Consider the following 21860-nt stretch of genomic DNA (forward strand, 5'->3'; position numbering starts at 1 on the left):
AATCCTAATGCATTTAATCTAACAATATTAGTAGTTTAAAATTAGAATATAATGAGATTTTATAAAAAATAGTGTTTTTTTACGTTTTGGTTGAGGTGCTAAGAGCATATCCTATATTTGAGTTGCTATGAAGCGGAAGATTTGGAAGTTTTTTTCTTAGACGGTATATTAACTCTCTTAAGGAGACAACTCTCTCTTTGTCGTCTTTCCAGATTGCTGCTATAAGATGCTCTGCACTTATATAGCTGTTTTTGTTAAGTATTAAAGTATTTATACATGTAAGTTCATTTTTGCTAAGAGAAATAACCTCACCGTTATCAAATAATGTTTTTGTTTTTATATTGTATTTATATTCTGCAAAGAGTATCTCATGAGACTCATCTTTTTTATATCTCTGTTTGCACCCCTGAACAACCATCATAATAGCTTCCAAATCACTCTCTACAACAGGCTTTATCAAGTAGCCTAAAGGTTTGACAGCTTGTGCATCTTTGATTGTTTGGCTATCTTTGTAGGAGGTTAGATATACAAATGAGATATCAGGGTATCTATTATGTACAATAGTTGCAGTTTGGATGCCGTCAAGTGCTCCGTTAATGTTGATATCCATAAATATCAAATCAACGCTACCGTTTTTTAAAAATGTTAAAAGGGCATCGCCGTTATCAAATATGCCTGCTACATTATGTCCCAAATCGCTGATTATCTCTTTTAAAAAAAGTGCGGTAACTCCCTCATCCTCAATAATGATAATATTCATCTTAAAAATTCTTTCGAAAATATTATTTTATGGTGTAAACCGTTTTGGTTAAAACATGAAATTATACCTTTTAGCTGATAAGATGCAAGTGATTCTATAAGTTTAAACCCAAATCCTTCATTCACGGCTTTTAAATCGGCTCCTTTTCCGTTATCGAATACCTCTAATATAAAGCTGTTCTCTTTTAACATGTACATCTTAACGCTGATTATCTTATTTTCGCAACTATCGTCAAATGCATATTTTATAGAGTTTGTTACAACCTCATTTATAATCAAGCCCATTGGCACGGCTTTTTCTAAGTCGAGTTTAAAATTTTCACAAACGATTTCAAAAGTTAGGTTTTTTGTTTGAAATGTTTGTCTTAGATTTTCTACCAACTCTAAAGTGTAAACCTGCATATCTACTGCTTCTAAATCGCTGGAATGGTAGAGTTTTTCATGAATCATTGCCATAGCTTTTATTCTTTGATTTGTTTCGTCAAATATTGACTTTGTAGTTTCGTCTTTAATTCGTCTTGATTGAAGCGAGAGCAGTCCTGAAATAATCTGCAGATTATTTTTTACTCTGTGATAGAGCTCTTTTAAAAGAACATTTTTATTTCTAATCTCATTAGAGAGCAGTTGGTTTTTCTCATCAAGATTTTTTGTACGATTTTGAACCTTTATCTCCAAAAGAGTATTTGTCTCGTCCAAAAGCTTTGAATTGGAGTGTATCCTCTCCACCATCGATATAACTGCGTTGTGAATAACACCTACCTCGTCAAGTCTGGTTGAGGGAGTTAATGTGAAATTATTTAGTTTCGGGTCGTAAGCTAAAACATTTTCGCTAAGTCTTTTTAAATGTTTAAACTCTTTTTTAATGATAATAATAAAAATAGCAAGTAAGATAAAAGTGATTAAAAAGATTTGCAGAGTTGTTTTTTTGTTTTTTAAGAGCAGTGTTTGATAATCTATATCTGAAAAATGGAGGTAAATAGTACCTAAAGCATTTTTGCTGATTGAGTCTATTATGTTTTTGCTGTAAAATATTATTTGGTGCTTATCTTCTTTATATTTTCTTCTGTCTTTTTCTCCGTAAGAATAAGTAACGTCACTGTTTAAGTCTGTAATTTTAATAAACTCCAAATCAGGGTTTTGTTTGGCGATATAATCTAAATACTCTTTGTTTGCATCATTAAGTCCTAAAGAGATATTTAAAGCTATGATAGGAGTTATAGTCTCTATCAGTAGATTGTTTTTTGAACGTTTAGACTCTATAAACTGCTCAATGATATTTTGGGACAGTTGATAACGCTCAACGCTTACGATGAATGTCGTAAATAGTATGATACCGATTATAATTTTAAGTTCTATGCTTAGATTTCGCACTAAAACAACCCACTTTTTTAAATTTTTGATTTTAAGTTCGTATAAATAAGTGCTATTGTACTATACGAACAGTGCGTATTGTATAGTTAATTTTGTTAAATAGTTGGATAAATATGAATTTTTTAGTAACCGTTGTTTCCTTTTTTCTAGTAACCGCCGTCTATTCTTCCGAGTCTGATGAGATGCAAGATTTTGAATCTCTTTTGGAAAATGTCAGCGACATAGCGACTAAAAAATCTCTTAACGTAGATTATTTACCCTCAGTAGTAACGGTAGTGGATGCAAAAACATACATGGACGCAGGTATACAAAATATAGGCGAAGCATTAGGTATGCTTCCGGGAATTCAAATACAATTAAGTCCTATGGGTTACGCAATGACAACCGTTAGAGGTTTTAAAAATCCCAATGCATATCTTTCGGATAAAATCAAAATATTAATAGACGGTGTTGCAATAAATAATGAAGTATCAGGTTCTAGTAATCTCTATATGGATTTTCCTATGCAACTCGTTCAAAGAATTGAGGTGCTTCGAGGACCAAACTCTACAACTTACGGTGCGGGGGCATTTTACGGTACCGTAAATATTATTACTAAGCTTGGAAATTCAAAAAAAACAGATCAGATTTTTTTAGGCACAGGCAGTTACGGTTATATGACGGCAGGTGCTAATGTTTATGATATTTCAGATAATTGGAAATTTTTTGCCGACGGCTACTATCAGAAAAATAGCAAGTCTCTTCCTGTTGATGGAAGTTCGATAGGTACCGATGAAGCTATGAGAGATTTTTCCCTCGGTTTTAAGGCGATAAACGGCGGTTTTGAGTTTATGACACGCTATAAACAAAATGTATCTGGAAACTTTTACGGTTTTGAAGAAGATCTCGATCCCATACCAGAGCATCCAAAAGAGCATAAAAACTCATATTTTTTCTCACAACTCTCCTACAAAACTTTGTTAAACGACTATAAGCTTGAAACAAAAGCCAACTTTTCTCATCGCATGTTGGACGAGGGAGCTAATATAGTCGGAGTTACAGGTATTGCAACTAGATTTGCAGTTGTGGGTATAACTGACATGCAAGACGGTTTCTTTTATCATGAAAAACAACAAGAGCAAAATCTTGAAGCAGAGATGATTTTAACATTTCCTGAAATTAAATCAAATGATATCTTAGCAGGTGTCGGAGTTCGACATGTAGAAGTAACACAAGATGATTACTATAACAGTGTCGAAAATGCCATTACTCAAAATATATCTACGATTTTAGCAAGTCCAAATTATGATAATTTTAGATACAGATATGAGAATGAACCTGCATTTTGGGCAAATCCGACTACGACTTTTTTAAAAGAGGGAATCAACCGAACCATTACCTACGGTTATCTTCAAGACTTGATATCACTTACTAATGACGTTGATGTTGTCTTTGGAGTGCGCGCAGACAGCTACTCTGATTTTGGAACAAAAATCAGTAAAAGAGCGGCTGTAGTATATAGAGCTACCGATGAAACAGTTTTTAAACTTCTCTACGGTTCTGCTTTTCGTGCGCCTACACTTACCGAAGCTTATGCAAACGGACATATAAACTATCGTGCGGGAGATGAAAATATTTTACCCGAAGAGACAAATACCTATGAAGCGGTTGCAATATACTCTCCGAACTTTTACAACAAATTTTCACTCAATCTCTTCTATTCAGAGTTAGATAACGTAATTGATTTGGAAGAGTATGAGACTACTATTCCGGGATATCAAAACTATGATGATAGAGTCAGTAAAGGTGCGGAATTTGAATACTATTTTGATGCAAAACAAGGACACTCTCTTTACTTTAATGCAACTTATGTAGAGACGGATTATACGACTCCGCCAGAAGAGGATTCGGTGTCAACCAATCAATCAATGCCTGATATATCAGATGTAATGCTAAAAGCGATTTATATTTATCGCCCAACAAATAAATTCTCATTGGGTACAGCGTGGCACTACTATTCAGCCACGAAGCAAACAGGGTTAGAGTGGGTAAGCAAAGACTCTACAGTAAAAGAGGTGCATACTTTTGATGAGACTATTACGTATAGATTTTCGGCTTTTAGCGAGGCTAGAGTAGGTGTAAAAAATATATTTGACGCGGATGTAAGAGAGCCTAGTTACTACTACAATACAAATGGCGGAATAAGAAGAGAAGGCAGAAACTTTTTCTTAAGTTATGTTCAAAACTTTTAAAAGAGCCTTTGCTTTGCTTTGCTATGCTATTATTATAAAAAATTAAAGAGATTATTTAATGAATGAAGTAAAAACTATCTACCTAAAAGATTACAAACAGCCGGAATTTACCATAAAAAATTGTGATTTGGTTTTTGAACTTTTTGAAGAGCATACGCAAGTTACAAATATGATGAGTGTAGTTAAAATAGATACAACATGTAGAGATATTATTTTGGATAGTTCAGAGTTAGAGCTTATTGAAATATATTTGGATGATAAAAAGCTAGATGAGAGCAGATATGTTGTAGAAAAAGAGAGTTTAAAAATTTTGGATGTTAAGGATGAGTTTACTCTTATAATAATTAATAAAATTTATCCTCAGCTAAACAGTGAACTTGAAGGGCTTTATAAATCGGGAAATATTTTTTGTACTCAAAACGAGCCTGAAGGTTTTAGAAGAATTACTCCATACTTAGACCGTCCTGATGTTATGGCTGTTTTTAAAACGACTATCGTCGCAAACAAAGAGCGTTATCCTATACTCCTAAGCAATGGTAACACTCTAACAAATTTTAAATTAGATGACGGCAGACACGGTGTTACATGGCTTGACCCATATCCAAAGCCCTCATATCTTTTTGCACTCGTTGCAGGAGATTTGGGAGTTGTAAAGGATAAGTTTATAACTGCAAGTGGCAAATATGTAAGACTGGGTATCTATACGGATAAAGGAAATGAATCTAAATGTAAACATGCAATGAAGTCGCTTAAAGAGGCAATGCTTTGGGATGAAGAGAAATACGGCAGAGAGTATGATTTGGACCTTTACAATATAGTTGCGGTAGATAGTTTTAATATGGGTGCTATGGAGAACAAGGGGTTAAATATATTTAACTCCGCTTATGTTTTAGCAGATGAGGACAGTGCAACCGATGCAAACTTTATGGGGATTCAGAGTGTAATTGCACATGAGTATTTTCATAATTGGACTGGAAATAGAGTTACATGTAGAGATTGGTTTCAACTCACTTTAAAAGAGGGGCTTACGGTTTTTCGCGACCAGTGCTTTTCAGCCGATATGAACTCAAGAGAGGTAGGGCGTATAGAGGATGTAAAAGCTCTACGAGAGAGACAATTTGTAGAGGATGCTTCGCCTACTGCTCATCCGATTCAACCCGATTCTTATATAGCGATTAATAATTTTTACACCGCGACCGTTTACGAGAAGGGCGCTGAGGTTATCCGCATGATTCACACTCTTTTAGGTGAAGAAAATTATCGTAAGGCAACAGATTTGTATTTTGAGACTTTTGACGGACAAGCTGTGCGTACGGATGATTTTTTATGGGCAATGAGTAGTGCCGGCGGAGTTGACTTGAGTGAGTTTGAAGTGTGGTACCATCAATCAGGCACGCCAAAGTTACATGTAGATGAGAGTTTTAATGATGGTAAATATACTTTAACATTAACTCAGATAGTTCCAAATGCAGTTGATGGAAGTGAACAAAAACCATACTATTTTCCGCTAAAAATAGCTCTTTTGGATGAGAACGGCAATGAGCTACATAACGAAACACTTATTATCTCAAAAGAGAAAGAGGAGTTTATTTTTAAAGTAACATCAAAACCTCATTTATCGATTAACAGGGATTTTTCTGCACCTATCATAGTCGATATGCAAGAGAGCAGTTACGGTTTTTTAATGAAACATGATAAAAACAGTTTTGTAAAATATGAAGCTACACAATCTTTTGGTATTAAGGTAATAGAAGCTCTTTTGCATGGCAAAAATATAGATGATGAGTATGTAAGAGCGTACGGACATATCTTAGATAGCGACTTAGATTTATCTTATAAAGCGCTGCTAATGGAGTTGCCGAGTATAACCGCCATTATGCAAAGAGAAGAAGAGATTGACTTTGAGCTAATTTATGAAGCTAAAGAGAAACTTGAAAAACATTTGGCTTTAACTTTTAAAGATAAGTTATTTGAAATTTACAATGAAACTCACAACCCTACATGTAAAGAGCTTGATGCAAAAAGTATCGGGCAAAGAGCTATAAAAAACCGTTGTCTAAAACTTCTATCTGCCATAGAGAGTGATGAAATAGCAGAGATTGCAAATCTTCAATATAACAGCTCAATAACAATGACTGACAGAATTGTTGCCCTTGATACTTTGGAGAATATTTCACCTAAATATTCTGCAATTGCTTTAGAAGATTTCTATAAAAAATATAAAAAAGATACTTTAATTATGAACAAATATTTCTCAATTTTGGCTGCTTCTCATAGAGAAGGAACATTAGATCGTGTAATAGCGCTTCAAAACGATGATGCTTATAATGAACTAGTTCCAAATTTGGTTCGCTCATTAATAGGTGTGTTTGCTAGAAATTATAAACATTTTCACGCTAAAGACGGACTCGGATATAAATTTGTGGCAGATAAAATTATTGATATTGACAAGATAAATCCGCAAATCGCTTCAGGATTAGCAGGAGCGTTTAAAATATATAAAAAGTTAAATAATCAAAATAAGACAATGATGAAAGTAGAGTTAGAACGTGTAATTTCTACACATTCAATATCAAAAAATGTATATGAAATTATAAACAAAATAATAAAAAGTTAGTTTATTTAATTTATTGATTGGAAAAACACCCATAAATAGGGAGTTATTAATGCCAGTATAATGTAAATATATAAATATTATTTTTTATATTATAATTATTTTTTTAAATTTTTGGGTACAATTGTTTAAAGTTTTTTTAGACTTATAATAAAAAGGATATTTTTATGGCAAGATTAGTTGTTCTTGGTGGAGGAGTTTCAGGTCATACTGCTGCTACCTTCGCGGCAAAATGGTTAGGCTCGGCTCATGAAGTAGTTGTTGTTACTCCAAATTCTAAATGGAATTGGATTCCATCTAATATTTGGGTCGGTGTTGGTGAAATGAGTAAGGAAGATGTTACTTTTGATCTAGCCCCTGTATATGCTAAAGCTGGTATTATATATCATCAAGCAAAAGCGCTGGGTATTCATCCGGAAGGTAATGAGACAAGTGATAAACCTTATGTTGTCGTAGAATCTACGGTACCCGGTAAAGAGGGACAGATTGAAAACATAGAGTATGATTATTTAATTAATGCTACGGGACCAAAGCTTAATTTTGCTGCAACTCCAGGTCTTGGCGATGCTAACGGTCTTGGAGAATTTACGGTTTCAGTTTGTACTGCAGACCACGCGGTTCATGCAAATCATGAGTTTCAAAAAGCAATTCAAAAAATGAAAAACGGTGAGCGTCAAAAATTCCTAATCGGGACAGGTCACGGTCTGTGTACGTGTCAAGGTGCTGCGTTTGAATATATTTTCAACATTGAGCATGAATTAAATAAAGCTGGTGTTCGTGATATGGCTGATTTGAAATGGATTTCAAATGAGTCTTTCCTAGGCGATTTCGGTGTTGGCGGATTACATATGAAGAGTATGGGATTTGCTGTTAGCTCAAGAATTTTCGCTGAATCACTTTTTACGGAGAGAAATGTTGACTGGATTATCGGTGCACATGTAAATAAAGTTGAAAAAGGAAAAGTGAGTTATGAACTTTTAAGCGGCGAAATGGGTGAAGAGTCTTTTGACTTCGCTATGTTAATTCCTCCGTTTGCCGGTGTCGGTCTTAAAGCTATCGCAAAAGACGGTACAGACATTACGGCTACTGTTTTTGCTCCAAACGGATTTATGAAAGTTGATGCAAACTATGCTGCCGGTGCTTACGAGAACTGGAAAGCTAGTGACTGGCCTTCAACTTACCAAAATCCTACGTATGGGAATATGTTTGCTTGCGGTATCGCATTCGCACCGCCACATCCAATTTCTAAACCTATGAGTTCTCCAAACGGAACACCGATTAATCCAACACCTCCACGTACAGGTATGCCATCAGGTATTATCGGTAAAGCGGTAGCTCACAGTATTTGTGACCGTATATTAAAAGGTGAAAATGCTCCACTGCATGAAGCTTCAATGGCTCATATGGGTGCTGCTTGTGTTGCTTCTGCAGGAAAAGGTCTATTTGATGGAACTGCTGCAGCAATGACAATCTATCCTGTTGTTCCTGACTTTGAAAAATACCCTGGAACTGGTCGTGATACAGATTATACGTTTGGCGAAATAGGTCTTGCAGGTCACTGGATTAAACATATCCTTCACCATCTATTTATTTGGAAAGCTAAGTTAAAAACTGGCTGGACAATGATTCCTGAATAGTAATATATTAGATTAATTAAAAAAGGAGATACAATGAGTAAAAAAGTAGAACACAACATAAAAGCGTATAGTAATAACTTTACAACAATGACACCTGGACCTTTTGCTATATATTTAAGAACTTGCAAAATTTGGCAGTTACTTAGATTTATTGCCATTAATATTAAAATGTTAGTAGTAGTAAGTAAAAGTCACTAGTCTGCATTCATAGAAGACCTTAGAAATTCTAAGGTCTCTCTTCACATACAAATACACTCCCCTCAAAATTCAAGAGGATTAATATTTTCAAGTAAGGTAAATCAATGATTAAAGAGATAATTACATATCCAACGCCTCCTAGTGTTGAATACGCGACTGATGTAAGAGTTTTTAATGAAGATATATTTTCTTTAATTGAAGATATGAAAGATACGATTGAAGCCAACTCAATAGATGGATTAGCTGCTTTTCAGATAGGCAGTTACTATAACGTAATAGTTATAAAAAAAGATGACGGAACATTTTTAGAGCTGATAAACCCTAGAATAATAAGCACTAAAGGTAGAGTAGTAACTACGGAGAGAACAGCTTATTTTCCTAATCTTAGTGCAGATGTCACAAGGTTTGAAACAATAAGTTTAATATATCAAGATAGAGAAGCAAATCAGCATTCACTTAAAGCAGATGGAAATTTAAGTATATTGATACAAAGAAAAATTGATTATACGTTTGGGTCAAGCTTTTTAAACAAACTAAATAAAGAAGAGAAAAAACTGTTTCAAAAGAAGTTAGAGTTTGGAAGTGATATAGCAATATCAGAGAGCTGCCCGACAACATTTAAGAGAGATTATATAATTAAAATTATTAATGTAGTTATGATAGCTATGGTAGCATTGGTTATAGCTTCGCTGTTGGTAGAGAATAAAATGTCACAGCAATTATGGAATTATCAAATATATTTATTTACAACTTCCGTAGTTTTGAATATTATCTATTTTTTCTATGCTCAGTATGAAGGAAAACAGTTTAGTTCTTGCACAAGCTGTCAAATAGGGAATATAATAGGAACTACGGTTATATCTTTAGTTAAGTTAAGCGCAATTATGCTGCTCTCATATTTTATAATGTAAAAAGTTTTGTAAATGGAAAAAAAAGTACCTTGTCTTGTAAATAAACAAGATATCTTTATATCCTCAAAAGAGTTTATTCTTTTGCAATGGATATCGTACGAATCTCCTCGTAGAATACTAAATCTTCATGATATCGATACGCAGAAATTTTTAGATATTTATGCAGGTGATGTTTTTGACTATTTTATGGGTGTAATATCCGGCGAAGTGGAGATAGGCAACTGTCCAATTATGCAAAATCTTCTTGCATATTTAAAAGATAGAGATATCAGTGCGGATGAGCTTTTTGAGATTTGTAACCATTTTAGAAGATCTATGATTGACTTTACTTTTGATGTAAAGTTAAACTCAAAAGAGCTATTTGATGAAATATCATATATATTTGACAAAAATTTTCAAGGTATTTTGAAATATTACACCGATACTATTTTTCAAAAAGAACAGGAGATTAACCGACATGTTAAACTCCTTAGCGAATATCAAAAAGCGTTGGATGAGAGTGCTATTATCTCTAAAACAGATAAAGACGGCAAAATCATATATGTTAACGACAAATATATTCAATTGAGCGGTTATAGTGCCAAAGAGCTTATAGGAAGCAACCATAGCATCGTAAAACATGAAGATATGCCTCAGGAATATTTTAATGATTTGTGGTTTCAGCTTGAAAATGCCGGTATTTTTAGAGGAACGATTAAAAATAACAAAAAAAACGGAGACTATTTTTATATAGATGTTACCATTATTAAAATATTAGATCCATACGATAATTCGATAGAGTACATGTCAATTGCAAATGACGTAACGACGCTTATAGATGCAAGATTGGAAGCTCAAAAAGCTTCACAGGCAAAAGAGTATTTTTTGTCTAATATGTCGCATGAAATAAGAACGCCTCTAAATGCTATTTTAGGATTTGTTAATCTTTTAATAGAGCAAGATGTCTCAAAGCAACATAGAAAGTATTTAGAGATTATTTTAAACAGCGGTGAGAATTTACTAAGCATTATCAATGATATTTTGGATTTTTCAAAACTTAGAAGCGGAGAGTTTACTATTGAGCCTAAAATATTCTCAATTCATGGTGAAATCAGCCATACACTAGAGCTTTTTGTAGCTTCTGCAAACTCTAAAGATATAACTATTACATCTTTTATAGACCCTAAAATACCAAAAGAGCTATATGCAGATTCGCTAAGAATAAAGCAGATTTTATCAAATTTTTTAAGCAATGCAATAAAGTTTACTAAAGTCGGTGGACATATTAATGTAGAAGCAGAGTGCAAAGATAAGATATTAAAAGTAAGTGTTCATGACAACGGAATAGGTATAGCACAAGAGGATATAAAAAATATCTTTACTGCATTTACTCAAGCAGGGGGCGGTGAAATAGAAAATTTAGAGGGAACCGGATTGGGACTATCTATTTGCCATCAGCTCTCGGAACATATGGGTGGAAGCGTTCATGCCAAATCAAAGCTTGGAGAAGGAAGTACGTTTTGGGTCGAGCTGCCGGTAGAAATCCATAATAATGAGTGCCAGATACCAAATGATTTAGATGAGTTAAAGAAACTAAAAATAATTTTTTATTCTCATGACATGATTAGAGGTTATAAAACAGAGTCATTTTTAAAATATGCCCAGCTATTTGGTATGGATATAGAGTTGGTAGATAACTTAAATTTAGAGTATGACGTAGCAATATTTTTAGATGAGTATGTCGATGATAGATTTAAAGAGAAGGTTTTAAACTCTGATAAAAAGTATATTGCGCTTATTAGCAGGCCGAGTGATAAGTATGAAAAATATTCGCATATAGCATGTATCTGTTTTCCTCTTTACTGCTCTAAAATTAAAACTACTTTTGATGAACTGCTCCATCCCGACTCACTATCTCCTCGTAAGCATGAAAGAAGTATGAAGTTTCAAGGACATATTTTAATTGCAGAAGATAATGAAGCTAATCAAGAGTTGATTAAGATACTACTTAGTAAATATGGATTGACTTATGATTTAGCAATAAACGGTCTTGAAGCCGTAAATCTATATAAAGCAAATAATTACGATTTAATTTTAATGGATGAGCAGATGCCAGTAATGGACGGTAATGAGGCAGTTCAGGCGATTATAAAATATGAGAGAGAAAAGGGTATTAAACATACGCCGGTATCGGCTTTGACGGCTAATGTAATTAAAGGGGCTAAAGAACGAGGGCTTATGAGTGGATTTGATTCGTTTTTAGGCAAACCTATAGTTGTAAAAGAGTTGGAGAGAGTTCTCTTTAACTATTTAAAGATTGCAAAAAAAAATAATATTGATACAAAAGAGATTTTTGAAGAGTGCAGTGTAGAGGGCTTAAATTATGAAAAATTAACTCAAGAGTTAATGTTAAGCAAAAGTGAATTAACTATGCTTATAGAACTTTTTATAAATAAAATGTCAAAACAGATTCCGGAGTTAGAAGCGGCAATAAAATCAAGAGATTATAAAGCAATATCTCTTATTTCACATAGCATAAAAGGCTCTAGCGGCAATTTTAGGCTTGAAGAGGTGCAAGAGGAGAGTTCAATGATGGAAAAAATGGCCAAAGCGCAAGATGAAAAATATGATTATGAGAAAACATTTAAAAAAATAAAAGATGCGTTGGCAAAAATAAAAATTAATTGAATATTCTGATTAAATATAGATTGCTTCGTCGCGAGCTTCGTTAGAAGCGCTGCAATCTAAAAACACAGTTATTAAAAGAACTAAATTAATTGTTTTCTAAATAGTAGCCGATTCCTGAAGCATTTTTTATGATATCTGTCGGGAGTTTATTTCTAAGTCTCCAAACTAATGTTCGTATGCTGTTTTCCGTTGCTCCGCTCTCTTGCCAAACATAATCTATAGCTTGATTAAAAGTAATTATGTGTCCGAGTTTTGCCACAAGAAGCCTCAGAATAGCACTCTCTTTTTTTGTGAGTTTAATTTTTTCATTGTTGTAAAATATCTCATCTTTAGAGATATCAATGTGATAATCTTGACCAAAAGTAACAATTGGTTTGTCAGATTTTCTTTTTGCATAAAGTAGTTTCTCTAAATTTTCTTCATCGATTTTTGAAGTGATTATCTCTTCATATCTCTCATTTTCCACGTTGAATTTAAAAATAGCCATCTGTATAGTAGCATGAAGAGAAGATGGATCAAAAGGTTTTACGATATATCCGTACGGCTCTGTCTTTATAGCTTGAGAAATCATATCGTCATCGCTATAAGAAGTTAAATATATAAACGGAATAGAGTAATGAGTTTTTATAGTTTTAGCCAGTTCTATCCCGTCATTGCTCTCTTGCAGTGAGATATCAATAATTACTACGTTAGGCTTATACGTATCTAAAGCTTCTACAGCTTGAATGGTGTTTTTGCACAAACAAATAACGCCATAACCATGTTTTTCCAAAGAAAGTTTTAGGTTAAGGGAAGTAATCTCATCATCTTCAACAATAATAATAGTGTGTTTTTCCATACTCTACTCGTTGTTTATATATATAATTATTTAGTGATATTTATTATATTATTATTATAGTATAAGTTTTTTTAATTTTATAGTAAAATTGCAATATTTGTGACAATTTTGTTACAATACTACACCGAATTTGTGATTATTGTGGCAATATCCATTTTAGTACAAAGTTGTCTCTGCTTGAGCTAAATAGTTCTTGCTCATTTGTAAATTTTATTTGAGTTATTATACTTTTATGTCCTATTAAACGGTGGGATTTTATTTTTGTTTTTGTATCGAAAAGTTCTAAATTATTCTGCTCTCCGCTAGAAAAGGCACCGATTTTACCGCTTGGGCTAATACCTACGCAAAATACTAGGAAATCACTTTTTATATGATAAGGCTCTTCGTTTTGCGCATAAACTCCGACTCTTCTGTCTTGTCCAGCGGTTATTATAACACCATTTGCATAGGCAACTTTAAATATATTATCTACATTTTGCGAGGAGAAGCTTGCAACCGTATTTGAGCTTTTTGTATCTATAATTTTAACTTCTCCGCTCTCATCTGACATAATAATCTTTTGTTTGTCAATGCTTAATGATATGTCACCGATAGTGCTGTTTGAGACGTGAGAATTGTATAAATTATAGTTTTCTAGTACATCATGTAAAATCATGTCAGAACCGAGTGTAGCTAGTAATATCTTCTCTTTATCTACAAAACGAGCCTCTTTTATAAGTAGTTTTTTGCTCTCATCAACAATATGTTTTAATATGTGATTCTCATATATCCAAACATTTCTATATGCACTCTCTCCAACACTTAGAATAAGTACTTTTCCGTCTAAGTAATCTACGCTAAGAATATCAGGTGGAATAATTTTATTAAAAGAGGAAGTTATAGGGGGAAGTGAGATTTGATTTATAATTTTTGCGGTTTTGATATCAAATATGTCAACCGTTCCCATATCATTTGCAGCGTAGAGAGTATTTTCATGTACTACAAAATCATTTATAAAGCCGACAGACTTAAAACTTAAAACCGGAGATATATCTTTAGCGTGTATTGTAATATTAAAAAGTAATAAAAATAGTAAAAATGGCTTGCTCACGAATTTTTAAATCCTCTGCATAAAATCTGTCAATTCTACAATAAAAAATGACAATTTGTATTTAAAACTTTATTTAAATTAAAAAAAAGTTTTTATTTTAATTGGATATTATTACAAAAATAAAAGGAATACGGTATGAAATATGAGCTAAATGATGAGTATATAGAGCTATTTAAACTTTTAAAAGTTTTGGATTTGGTTGATAGCGGCGCTGAAGCAAAGCTTATTGTAGCCGATGGACATGTAAAAAGAAACGGTGAAACAGAGCTTAGAAAAAGAGCTAAAATCCGTAGCGGCGACATCATAGAAGTAGCCGACGTTGTTATAGAAGTTTTTTCTAAATAAGTTTTTGTGCTTAAAGCAAAAAAGAGCTTACAAGCCCAATTAAACCGCCAAATACTCCGCCCCAGAGAACAAGCCAAGAGAGGTGCTCTTTTATGAGCGTATGAACCATCTCTTTTACCATCTCTGGGGTTAATTCGCCTAGTCTTATCTCTATAATGCTTTCGATAGATTTTAACATGTCATCGTTTAGAGAGGATTTTTGCAAGTGGTTTTGCAGTGTGTAGTTAAAGGCTTCACTGTTAACTATTTTTATAACGGCATTTTTCATCTTTAAAGAAAACGGCTCTCTAAGCCCTTCAAGTGCTCTCTCTCCGCCGAACATTCCAAGCATTCCTCCAAATGACGACTCCATGACCGTTTTGCTCAGTGCATCAAAAGCAGGAGCAAAATCGGTATCTTCAATAATAGGTGTTAGATTCATCTTCTTCTCCTCATTTTGAAAAAAGTTCTCCAACTGCTCTTTTGTAAAAAATTGACTCATCATAAGGTTTTTTATAGACTCTTTAAAAGCCTCAAACCTTGCTGGAATTACGCCTGAACCGTATAAAAAAGGAACGCGTTCAAACAACATGTGAATTGCCAGTTGATTCGTAAGTGCGCCTGAGAGCGCAAAAAGTCCGCTATAAAGAAGCAAAGAGGCAAAATTGCCTTCAAATAAAAACGATAAAATAACAAGAGTTGATGCTATTAGATTTGTTATAAAGCTTTTGTTTAATTTCAAAATATATCTCCTATGTGATAAAAGCGAAATTATACAAAAACTATTCTATAATGGCGTGAATTTAATATTAAACGGAAGTTTTATGAAACAAGAGAGCTACAATCTTTTTAAAAATGCAGATATACAAACAATTTTACGAACTTTAGAGAATGAATTAAAAAATAGGAATGAGTCCCCTTTTTGGAGAGATAGGGTTGTACCTTTTAGTGAAGCTATTTTAAGCGTTTTGATTCCGCTAAGAGAAGCAGATATGCTTTTTAATCCCGAAGGAGAAGCGGCTGCGGAGTTGATTCCGGAACTCTTTTTTTTGTGGAGTGATTTTGTAAGTCTTAAAACTTTAGCCTTTACTATTCAAAAATCTAACGAAGCAGGAATTTTGCTTAGAACAAACCTTGATGAGACTACATGTAAGAGATATAAAAATATAGATTTAAAACCATTAGGCGACTATCTGGCGCGTAATAGCGTTAATTTGGAAAATGAGTATTTGGATTTTCCTATTTCAAATTATAACTTGCATCAAGGTGTAAGTAATGTAATCAAATCACTTTTATAAAAAAGAGTATAGATTGAATACGTTGATAGAGTATTTTATAAAAAACAGTAGATTAAACTACATGTTACTTGTTTTTCTTGCGTTTATGGGAGTAAATGCCTATATAAACATTCCAAAAGAGATTTTTCCCGATGTTGAACTTGACCAGATAAGCGTTATGGGTTCATATAGGGGAACAAGTGCTACGGTTATGGATAAAATGGCTGTTCGCGACATAGAAGATGAGCTAAGCAATATTAGCGGTATCGACAAAACGGAAACAACTATCACTCCCGGTGCTTTTGCAATCCTACTGACACTCAGCGAACATACAAGCAGAGAGACCGTTTTATCTAAAGTAAAAGACTCTATAGCTTTAATTAGGCAAAATCTGCCATCGGATATGAATGAACCCATTGCAAATTTGCTGGATAAAAAAAGATCATTGATAAAACTCGCAGTATCATCATCGGCTCTTTCAATAGGCGAACTTACTGTAATAGCGCAGGATTTAAAATCAAAAATATCAAAACTTAATAATATCAGCGAAGTTCTTATACGCGGAGACTCTAACGAAGAAGTTCTTATAAAAATAGACTCTCAGGCAGTTTTGGCTTATGGGCTTCAACATGCAAGCGTACAAAAGGCAATAGCAAATCTATCTTATATCTTTCCTGTTGGAAATATAGAGCAGAAGGGAAATTTTGCTTACATATCAACATCAAACGGTAAAGCAAATGCTCAGGAGTATAAAGAGAGTATCTTAAATATTGACGACAAATATATAAGACTAGGCGATATTGCAGAGGTAAGTATAGAGTATCCGCAGACGGATACACTGGCAACATTTAATAATAAGCAGACAATTTCACTGGTAATATCAAAAGGGACAAAAGGGGACTCTTTAGTATTATCTAAAGAGCTAAGAGCATATATTGAAAAAATCGGTAAAAATTATAAAGATGTTTATTTTGACTTTTATCAAGATACCTCAAAGCCTGTTGAGCAGAGATTAAACGTAATAATTTCAAACCTGATGTTTGGCCTGGTTTTAGTTTTTATATCTATGTATATATTGATAAACCTTAGAATAGCAATAATTGTAGCCCTTGGAATACCTTTTTCTTTTATGATAGGACTGCTTAGTATTTACTATATGGGATACTCTATTAACATCGTCTCTTTGCTGGGAGCATTGATAGTTATAGGTATTGTTGTAGATGATGCAATTGTAGTGAGTGAAAATATTCAACGTCATATCGATGATGGAATGGATAATTACGATGCGGCAATATTAGGCGTAAAAGAGATGATGTTGCCTGTAACGCTTGCAACCGTCTCTACTGCAGCCGCATTCTTGCCTATATTTATGATGCAAGGCGAAATAGCTCTTTTTATAGTTCTTGTTCCGATCATCGTTATAATTATTTTACTTGGATCACTCTTAGAGAGTTTTCTGTTTTTACCTCTTCATGCGCAGGAGTATTTAAGAAAAAGTAACAATTTAATTAGCTGGGTACCTTTTCAAAATTTATATGAGAGGGTTATTTTAAAGTTTTTAAATTATAAAAAGATATCTCTTTTGCTTTTTTTGATTTTAATTCCACTGGCTACTATTTTTGTAGCAAAATCTATGAAATTTCAGTTCTTTCCAAATTTTGACGGAAACTATCTTTATGTATCAGGGAAATTAAATATAAATACTCCTTTAGAAGAGACATATGCAATTTCAAAAGAGATTGAAGCAAAATTAATGGAACACGCACAAGAGTTCTCTCTTAAGTCGATATCATCTACCGTCGGATATAGGAGAAGTTTATCAGGAGAGACGCAAAGAAATAATAGTGTCTTTATGATTACTATGGAGCTTTATGACAGAAAAGATACGAATTGGATTGACATGTATATAAATCCGGTTTTAAACTTTACTTTTGACTTTAATAATCCGGAAAAAATAAGAGATAAGCAGACGTTTGAACTCTCTCCTAGAGCAAAAGAGATAATAAAAGTTTATAAAAAGAAGTATGACATGGAAGATTTGGGTGTTATGGAAGATAAGCCCGGACTTATTAGAAGCGATATACAAATAAATTTATCCGGAAGCGATGACAAAGCACTTCAAAAAGGTATAAAAAGGTTAGAAGAAGAGATTTCTAAACTAGAAAATATTAGAGACTACAGCGACAATATAAAGTATGGAAAAACAGAGTATAAGATTAAAGTAAACTCTTACGGAGAGAGTTTGGGGCTTAGCGAAGTAGTAGTCGCAAAAACACTAAGCACCTATTTTTTAGAGCAAAAGCAAGCAACTACTTTTAATAATTTAGGTGTTATGGAGATAAGAACGGAAGATAGCGCCAAAGATAATCTCTCAACCTTTTTAGATTTCAATATTGCTCTTAGTGACGGCAGATACGTAAGATTGGCAGATATTGCAGAGATAACTCAGATAAGAGATTACGAAAAAATAAATAAATTAAACGGAAATATAATAAAAACCGTCTTTGCAAATATAGACAAAAGAAAGACCACTTCACAAGATGTTTTAGATAAGCTGGAGCCTACTATAAACGAGATAAGAGATTCCGGCGTAGATGTTATGCTTCTTGGAGAAAAAGAGAAGAATCAGCAGTTAAAGGATGATATGAAAAAAGCAATTTTCTTGGCAATATTTTTGATCTTTTTAACCCTACTGTTAATTTTTTCAAAAATAAAATATGCTCTTATGGTAATGAGCGTTATACCTTTGTCGGTTTTAGGAGCGCTTTTAGGACACAAACTGCTTGGTATAAACTTGACAATGCCTTCAATTATTGGGATTTTAGGTTTAGCAGGCGTTGTTATTAACGATGGAATAATTATGCTTGATTTCTTGCATGGAACACACAACCTAGAGGAGTTCTTAAAAAGAGCAAAATTAAGACTCCGTCCGATTGTCATAACATCTTTGACTACCTTTTTAGGGCTTTTTTCTTTGATTTTTTATGCATCGGGACAAGCAGTTATTTTACAGCCTATCGCGATATCTTTGGGATTTGGTTTAGTTTGGGGAACGGTTTTAAATCTGCTTTATCTGCCGATTCTTTATGCCCTTATAAATAAAATCGAACCACTTAAGGTTTTAGAGAAAAAGAGTACAACGTTTTAGTTATTTGGTTGATACGGCAGTATAGGTAATTTAATATATTTCGCATAAACAATACCGCTTTTTATATTGACTACGTCGTAGTTAAGCTTTTGTGATAAAAATTGTGCCAATATTTTTGTTCTACTTCCGGTTCTGCAAATAATTGCAAATTGCTTTTTTGTATCAACAGCTTTGTTTAAATCTTCTAAAAAAAGTTTTAGGTCATATTTTCCTTTTTCATCAAAGAGCATAATCGGAATAGAGCCTTTTAAAAGTCCGGTCTCTTTCCACTCTCCCGGTGTTCGTATATCTACAATAGGCATTTTTGAGTCAATCAACGCTTGTGAAGCTTCTTCATTAGTAACGCTTGCAAAAAGTGAAACAGACAAAATCAAAACAGACAACAAAATTTTTTTCAATGTAACTCTCCATAATAAATAATTAAGTGTATAATTATATCAACAAATAAATAATAGGTAAAAAATGGCATCGCAAAAAGCTATAGATAATTCGCAAAGAGTTCGCTATGTAAGAGCATTGGAGAGGTTTCACAAGAGTATCGTATCGTATATCTCAAGTACATCAATTCTCTCAAAAGAGGGGTATGATAAAAAAGTTGAAAATAGCTTAAAAGTCTTGCAAAGGGTCGATGAAATAGCACTTTATAAAGGCGACTTACAGGAGCTGCAAAAACTAGTTAAAAAAATTATTCTATATAAAAGCAGTGATAAAGATATGCAAGAGGTAAAAGATGATATTCTTTACGCATCAAACCAGTTAGACAAGACCAAAAATGCAAGACGTTATAAAAAAGAGAAGCACTCCCACTCTAAATTCGACGAGTGGGAATAGTTTTTTCTATTTTGACTCTTTTAACATGTTGTCTAATTGAGTAAAAAGTTCTGTTGAAGCTTTTTCCATTTCATCAAAATTATCAACGATTGCAATAGAGTTTTCAAGAGTATTTTCTTGAGGATTTTTATCTAAATATGTAAGATTTTTATTTGCATTACTGTGAACTGTCTCATGTGGAGAAGCTATTTTTAAATAAGACGGAGTCTGTGAAAATCTTCTTTTTCCTTCTCCCTCATACCATGTACCCAAATCACACTGATGAGTATTTTGTTGCTGGAATATCTTTTTGAGTGAAACTATAGAGTTATAAACACGAGATTTATAAAGAATATGTTCAAGTTTTGCAAGTACTACAAATATGCTGTTCTCCATGCCGTAAGAGTAATCGACTATTTGTGAGGAGTTGTTGCTCAGCTCTATTAGAGTCTCTTCAAACCCGTTTATTTTTTGAGTAGAGCCTTCAACGGTCGCTTTCATAATATCAGAACTTGTTTGAATTTCACTCATGTCTTGTTGCAGTGATTTAATAGATACCGATATCTCACCGGTTGCTTTATGTGTTCTCTCTGCTAACTTACGTACTTCATCGGCAACTACGGCAAAACCGCGTCCATGTTCACCTGCACGAGCTGCTTCAATTGCAGCATTAAGAGCTAAAAGATTTGTCTGATCGGCTATGTCGGTAATAAGCTCAATAACCGATGTTATCTCATTTGCTTGAGTAGCTATTTCTGAAATACTATGATTATTAATGCTTACTTGTTCACTTAGAGCATTTAATTCATTAACAATTTCAGTAATATCGTTGCGAGAATTAATAGCTAATTCAGAGGCATCTTTTGTAGCTGATGTAATTATTTTTAGGTCATTTATATTTGCACTCAAATTAGATATTATCAATGAAAGTGACTCTGATACTGTTACACTTCTTGTGCTGATTTTTGAGTTAAAAACATCCCTCTGTGCTTTGCTATGTTGTGTTTTCATAAACTCTATACTTTTTTCAACACTTTTTATTGCATCAACAAATTCGCCGCTCATTCCATCAGATGAGATTTTATGTGTAAATACTCCTTTAGATGCGTCAGTAATGGTAGTATTTATCTCATGTATAAGGTTTTTTGTATGATTTATAAGTTCAGACAGCTCATAGCCCATAACCCCAAGTTCAGTGCTTTTATCTGTAGTTGTCGCCTTATGACTAAAATCTCCCCTTGAAACATACCCGATTAGAGATGTAAACTCATTAATTCCACCCGTGATAGATTTTCTGATTATATTAGCTAAAACAAGTACTACAATACCGACAATTATTCCCGCAATAAGAGTTAAATATTTAAAAAAGTTTATCTCTTTTCCTAAACCAGCAGAATCCTTTTCAAGTTCATTAGATTTTAGTTCAACAAGTTTCTTAAATGAGTCTCTTGAAGCGTTTGCAAAAGGTGTTAACTCATTGTGATAATTTTTATATATTATCTCTTTACTATCTTTTATATCTTGTTTGTCAAGAGATTTCATCATTTTTAGAGAGTTGTCTAAAAATAGCATTGTTGAGTTTTTTGCTTCTTTGACAATATTTAAAGATTCGTCATTTTCCATTAATTTTTCTAAAGAATTAAAATGCGCTCTTATACTCTCAGTTGTCTCACTAAGTTTAATTATATTTTTTTCATAATCTCCGCCAAGAATTATATCGCGAGAGGTTCTGCTGATATAGTTTAAACCTTTCTCTACTTTAAGTGTAGTCAGAGCACTTATCATAGAATTGTGATGCAAATGGTCATATTTGGATTCAATATGTCCCATTGCAAGAAATATAGAAACGGCTGCAGAGAAAACTGAAATGCTAACCAGTGCAATAAAGTAGTTCATTTTTTTATGAATACTTAAATTTTGAAACATAATAAATCCTTATGGTTTAGTTTGAGATTATTTTGTTACATTTTACACTATTTTTTTAA

At 33.2% G+C, this 21860-nt stretch carries 17 protein-coding genes; 10 read left to right on the top strand and 7 right to left on the bottom strand.

Going from position 1 to position 21860, the window contains the following annotated elements:
- Positions 1 to 79: 79 nt before the first annotated feature.
- Positions 80 to 760 carry a response regulator gene (locus A2530_RS03205; protein ID WP_294885653.1) on the bottom strand — a complete coding sequence of 227 codons (681 nt, stop codon included), beginning with the start codon at positions 758 to 760 and terminating at the stop codon, positions 80 to 82.
- Positions 757 to 2130 (bottom strand): sensor histidine kinase, encoded by a 1374-nt coding sequence (locus A2530_RS03210; protein WP_294885654.1) that lies wholly within the window; start codon positions 2128 to 2130, stop codon positions 757 to 759. Before A2530_RS03210 ends, A2530_RS03205 begins: the two co-directional genes overlap by 4 nt.
- Before the next feature lie 113 nt (positions 2131 to 2243).
- On the opposite strand from A2530_RS03210, the gene A2530_RS03215 reads away from it, so the two are divergent.
- The 6 genes from A2530_RS03215 to A2530_RS03240 all read left to right on the top strand — a co-directional run bounded on the left by A2530_RS03215 (position 2244) and on the right by A2530_RS03240 (position 12388).
- On the top strand, positions 2244 to 4361 hold the full coding sequence (locus A2530_RS03215; RefSeq protein ID WP_294885656.1) for a TonB-dependent receptor: 2118 nt from the start codon (positions 2244 to 2246) through the stop codon (positions 4359 to 4361).
- A gap of 58 nt (positions 4362 to 4419) precedes the next feature.
- Positions 4420 to 6978, top strand: a complete 2559-nt coding sequence (gene pepN, locus A2530_RS03220) for an aminopeptidase N (protein ID WP_294885658.1) — start codon at positions 4420 to 4422, stop codon at positions 6976 to 6978.
- A 164-nt stretch (positions 6979 to 7142) separates the two neighbouring features.
- Entirely contained in the window at positions 7143 to 8612 is a 1470-nt protein-coding gene (locus A2530_RS03225; protein WP_294885660.1) for an FAD-dependent oxidoreductase, read from the top strand.
- Between the two features lie 33 nt (positions 8613 to 8645).
- The gene (locus A2530_RS03230) at positions 8646 to 8810 is read left to right on the top strand and encodes a hypothetical protein (protein ID WP_294885662.1); all 165 of its coding nucleotides are present in this window, start codon (positions 8646 to 8648) and stop codon (positions 8808 to 8810) included.
- A gap of 104 nt (positions 8811 to 8914) precedes the next feature.
- Positions 8915 to 9721 (top strand): peptide deformylase, encoded by an 807-nt coding sequence (locus A2530_RS03235; protein ID WP_294885663.1) that lies wholly within the window; start codon positions 8915 to 8917, stop codon positions 9719 to 9721.
- Positions 9722 to 9733: 12 nt separating this feature from the next.
- A complete protein-coding gene (locus A2530_RS03240; protein WP_294885664.1) occupies positions 9734 to 12388 on the top strand; it encodes an ATP-binding protein in 2655 nt (884 codons plus the stop codon).
- Between the two features lie 85 nt (positions 12389 to 12473).
- On the opposite strand, the gene A2530_RS03245 is transcribed toward A2530_RS03240, so the two are convergent.
- Both A2530_RS03245 and A2530_RS03250 read right to left on the bottom strand, forming a co-directional pair.
- Entirely contained in the window at positions 12474 to 13226 is a 753-nt protein-coding gene (locus A2530_RS03245) for a response regulator (RefSeq protein WP_294885666.1), read from the bottom strand.
- 136 nt (positions 13227 to 13362) lie between these two features.
- Positions 13363 to 14316: a WD40 repeat domain-containing protein gene (locus tag A2530_RS03250; RefSeq protein ID WP_294885668.1), complete on the bottom strand. Its 954-nt coding sequence runs from the start codon at positions 14314 to 14316 to the stop codon at positions 13363 to 13365.
- Between the two features lie 135 nt (positions 14317 to 14451).
- On the opposite strand from A2530_RS03250, the gene A2530_RS03255 reads away from it, so the two are divergent.
- Positions 14452 to 14661 (top strand): RNA-binding S4 domain-containing protein, encoded by a 210-nt coding sequence (locus A2530_RS03255; RefSeq protein ID WP_294885669.1) that lies wholly within the window; start codon positions 14452 to 14454, stop codon positions 14659 to 14661.
- Positions 14662 to 14671: 10 nt separating this feature from the next.
- Here A2530_RS03255 and A2530_RS03260 read toward each other — a convergent pair whose 3' ends face one another.
- Positions 14672 to 15382 (bottom strand): DUF445 domain-containing protein, encoded by a 711-nt coding sequence (locus A2530_RS03260; protein ID WP_294885671.1) that lies wholly within the window; start codon positions 15380 to 15382, stop codon positions 14672 to 14674.
- A gap of 82 nt (positions 15383 to 15464) precedes the next feature.
- Between A2530_RS03260 and A2530_RS03265 the strand changes: the two genes are divergently transcribed.
- Together A2530_RS03265 and A2530_RS03270 are read left to right on the top strand one after the other, a co-directional pair.
- Positions 15465 to 15938, top strand: a complete 474-nt coding sequence (locus A2530_RS03265; RefSeq protein ID WP_294885672.1) for a hypothetical protein — start codon at positions 15465 to 15467, stop codon at positions 15936 to 15938.
- 13 nt (positions 15939 to 15951) lie between these two features.
- Positions 15952 to 19065 (top strand): efflux RND transporter permease subunit, encoded by a 3114-nt coding sequence (locus A2530_RS03270; protein ID WP_294885674.1) that lies wholly within the window; start codon positions 15952 to 15954, stop codon positions 19063 to 19065.
- On the opposite strand, the gene A2530_RS03275 is transcribed toward A2530_RS03270, so the two are convergent.
- The gene (locus tag A2530_RS03275; RefSeq protein WP_294885676.1) at positions 19062 to 19463 is read right to left on the bottom strand and encodes a rhodanese-like domain-containing protein; all 402 of its coding nucleotides are present in this window, start codon (positions 19461 to 19463) and stop codon (positions 19062 to 19064) included. The two genes, A2530_RS03270 and A2530_RS03275, sit on opposite strands and share 4 nt — an antisense overlap.
- A 64-nt stretch (positions 19464 to 19527) precedes the next feature.
- Here A2530_RS03275 and A2530_RS03280 point away from each other — a divergent pair, with 64 nt between their 5' ends.
- Positions 19528 to 19896 (top strand): hypothetical protein, encoded by a 369-nt coding sequence (locus tag A2530_RS03280; protein ID WP_294885678.1) that lies wholly within the window; start codon positions 19528 to 19530, stop codon positions 19894 to 19896.
- Positions 19897 to 19902: 6 nt separating this feature from the next.
- Here the strand turns inward: A2530_RS03280 and A2530_RS03285 are convergent, their stop codons facing one another.
- Entirely contained in the window at positions 19903 to 21801 is a 1899-nt protein-coding gene (locus tag A2530_RS03285) for a methyl-accepting chemotaxis protein (RefSeq protein ID WP_294885680.1), read from the bottom strand.
- Positions 21802 to 21860: the final 59 nt, after the last annotated feature.

This window comes from Sulfurimonas sp. RIFOXYD2_FULL_34_21 (assembly GCF_001830805.1).
Lineage (GTDB): Bacteria > Campylobacterota > Campylobacteria > Campylobacterales > Sulfurimonadaceae > Sulfurimonas.

Coding starts and splice junctions, on each gene's coding strand:
- A2530_RS03205 (WP_294885653.1), bottom strand. CDS start 760: ATGAATATTATCATTATTGAGGATGAGGGAGTTACCGCACTTTTTTTA.
- A2530_RS03215 (WP_294885656.1), top strand. CDS start 2,244: ATGAATTTTTTAGTAACCGTTGTTTCCTTTTTTCTAGTAACCGCCGTC.
- pepN (WP_294885658.1), top strand. CDS start 4,420: ATGAATGAAGTAAAAACTATCTACCTAAAAGATTACAAACAGCCGGAA.
- A2530_RS03225 (WP_294885660.1), top strand. CDS start 7,143: ATGGCAAGATTAGTTGTTCTTGGTGGAGGAGTTTCAGGTCATACTGCT.
- A2530_RS03230 (WP_294885662.1), top strand. CDS start 8,646: ATGAGTAAAAAAGTAGAACACAACATAAAAGCGTATAGTAATAACTTT.
- A2530_RS03235 (WP_294885663.1), top strand. CDS start 8,915: ATGATTAAAGAGATAATTACATATCCAACGCCTCCTAGTGTTGAATAC.
- A2530_RS03240 (WP_294885664.1), top strand. CDS start 9,734: ATGGAAAAAAAAGTACCTTGTCTTGTAAATAAACAAGATATCTTTATA.
- A2530_RS03245 (WP_294885666.1), bottom strand. CDS start 13,226: ATGGAAAAACACACTATTATTATTGTTGAAGATGATGAGATTACTTCC.
- A2530_RS03255 (WP_294885669.1), top strand. CDS start 14,452: ATGAAATATGAGCTAAATGATGAGTATATAGAGCTATTTAAACTTTTA.
- A2530_RS03265 (WP_294885672.1), top strand. CDS start 15,465: ATGAAACAAGAGAGCTACAATCTTTTTAAAAATGCAGATATACAAACA.
- A2530_RS03280 (WP_294885678.1), top strand. CDS start 19,528: ATGGCATCGCAAAAAGCTATAGATAATTCGCAAAGAGTTCGCTATGTA.
- A2530_RS03285 (WP_294885680.1), bottom strand. CDS start 21,801: ATGTTTCAAAATTTAAGTATTCATAAAAAAATGAACTACTTTATTGCA.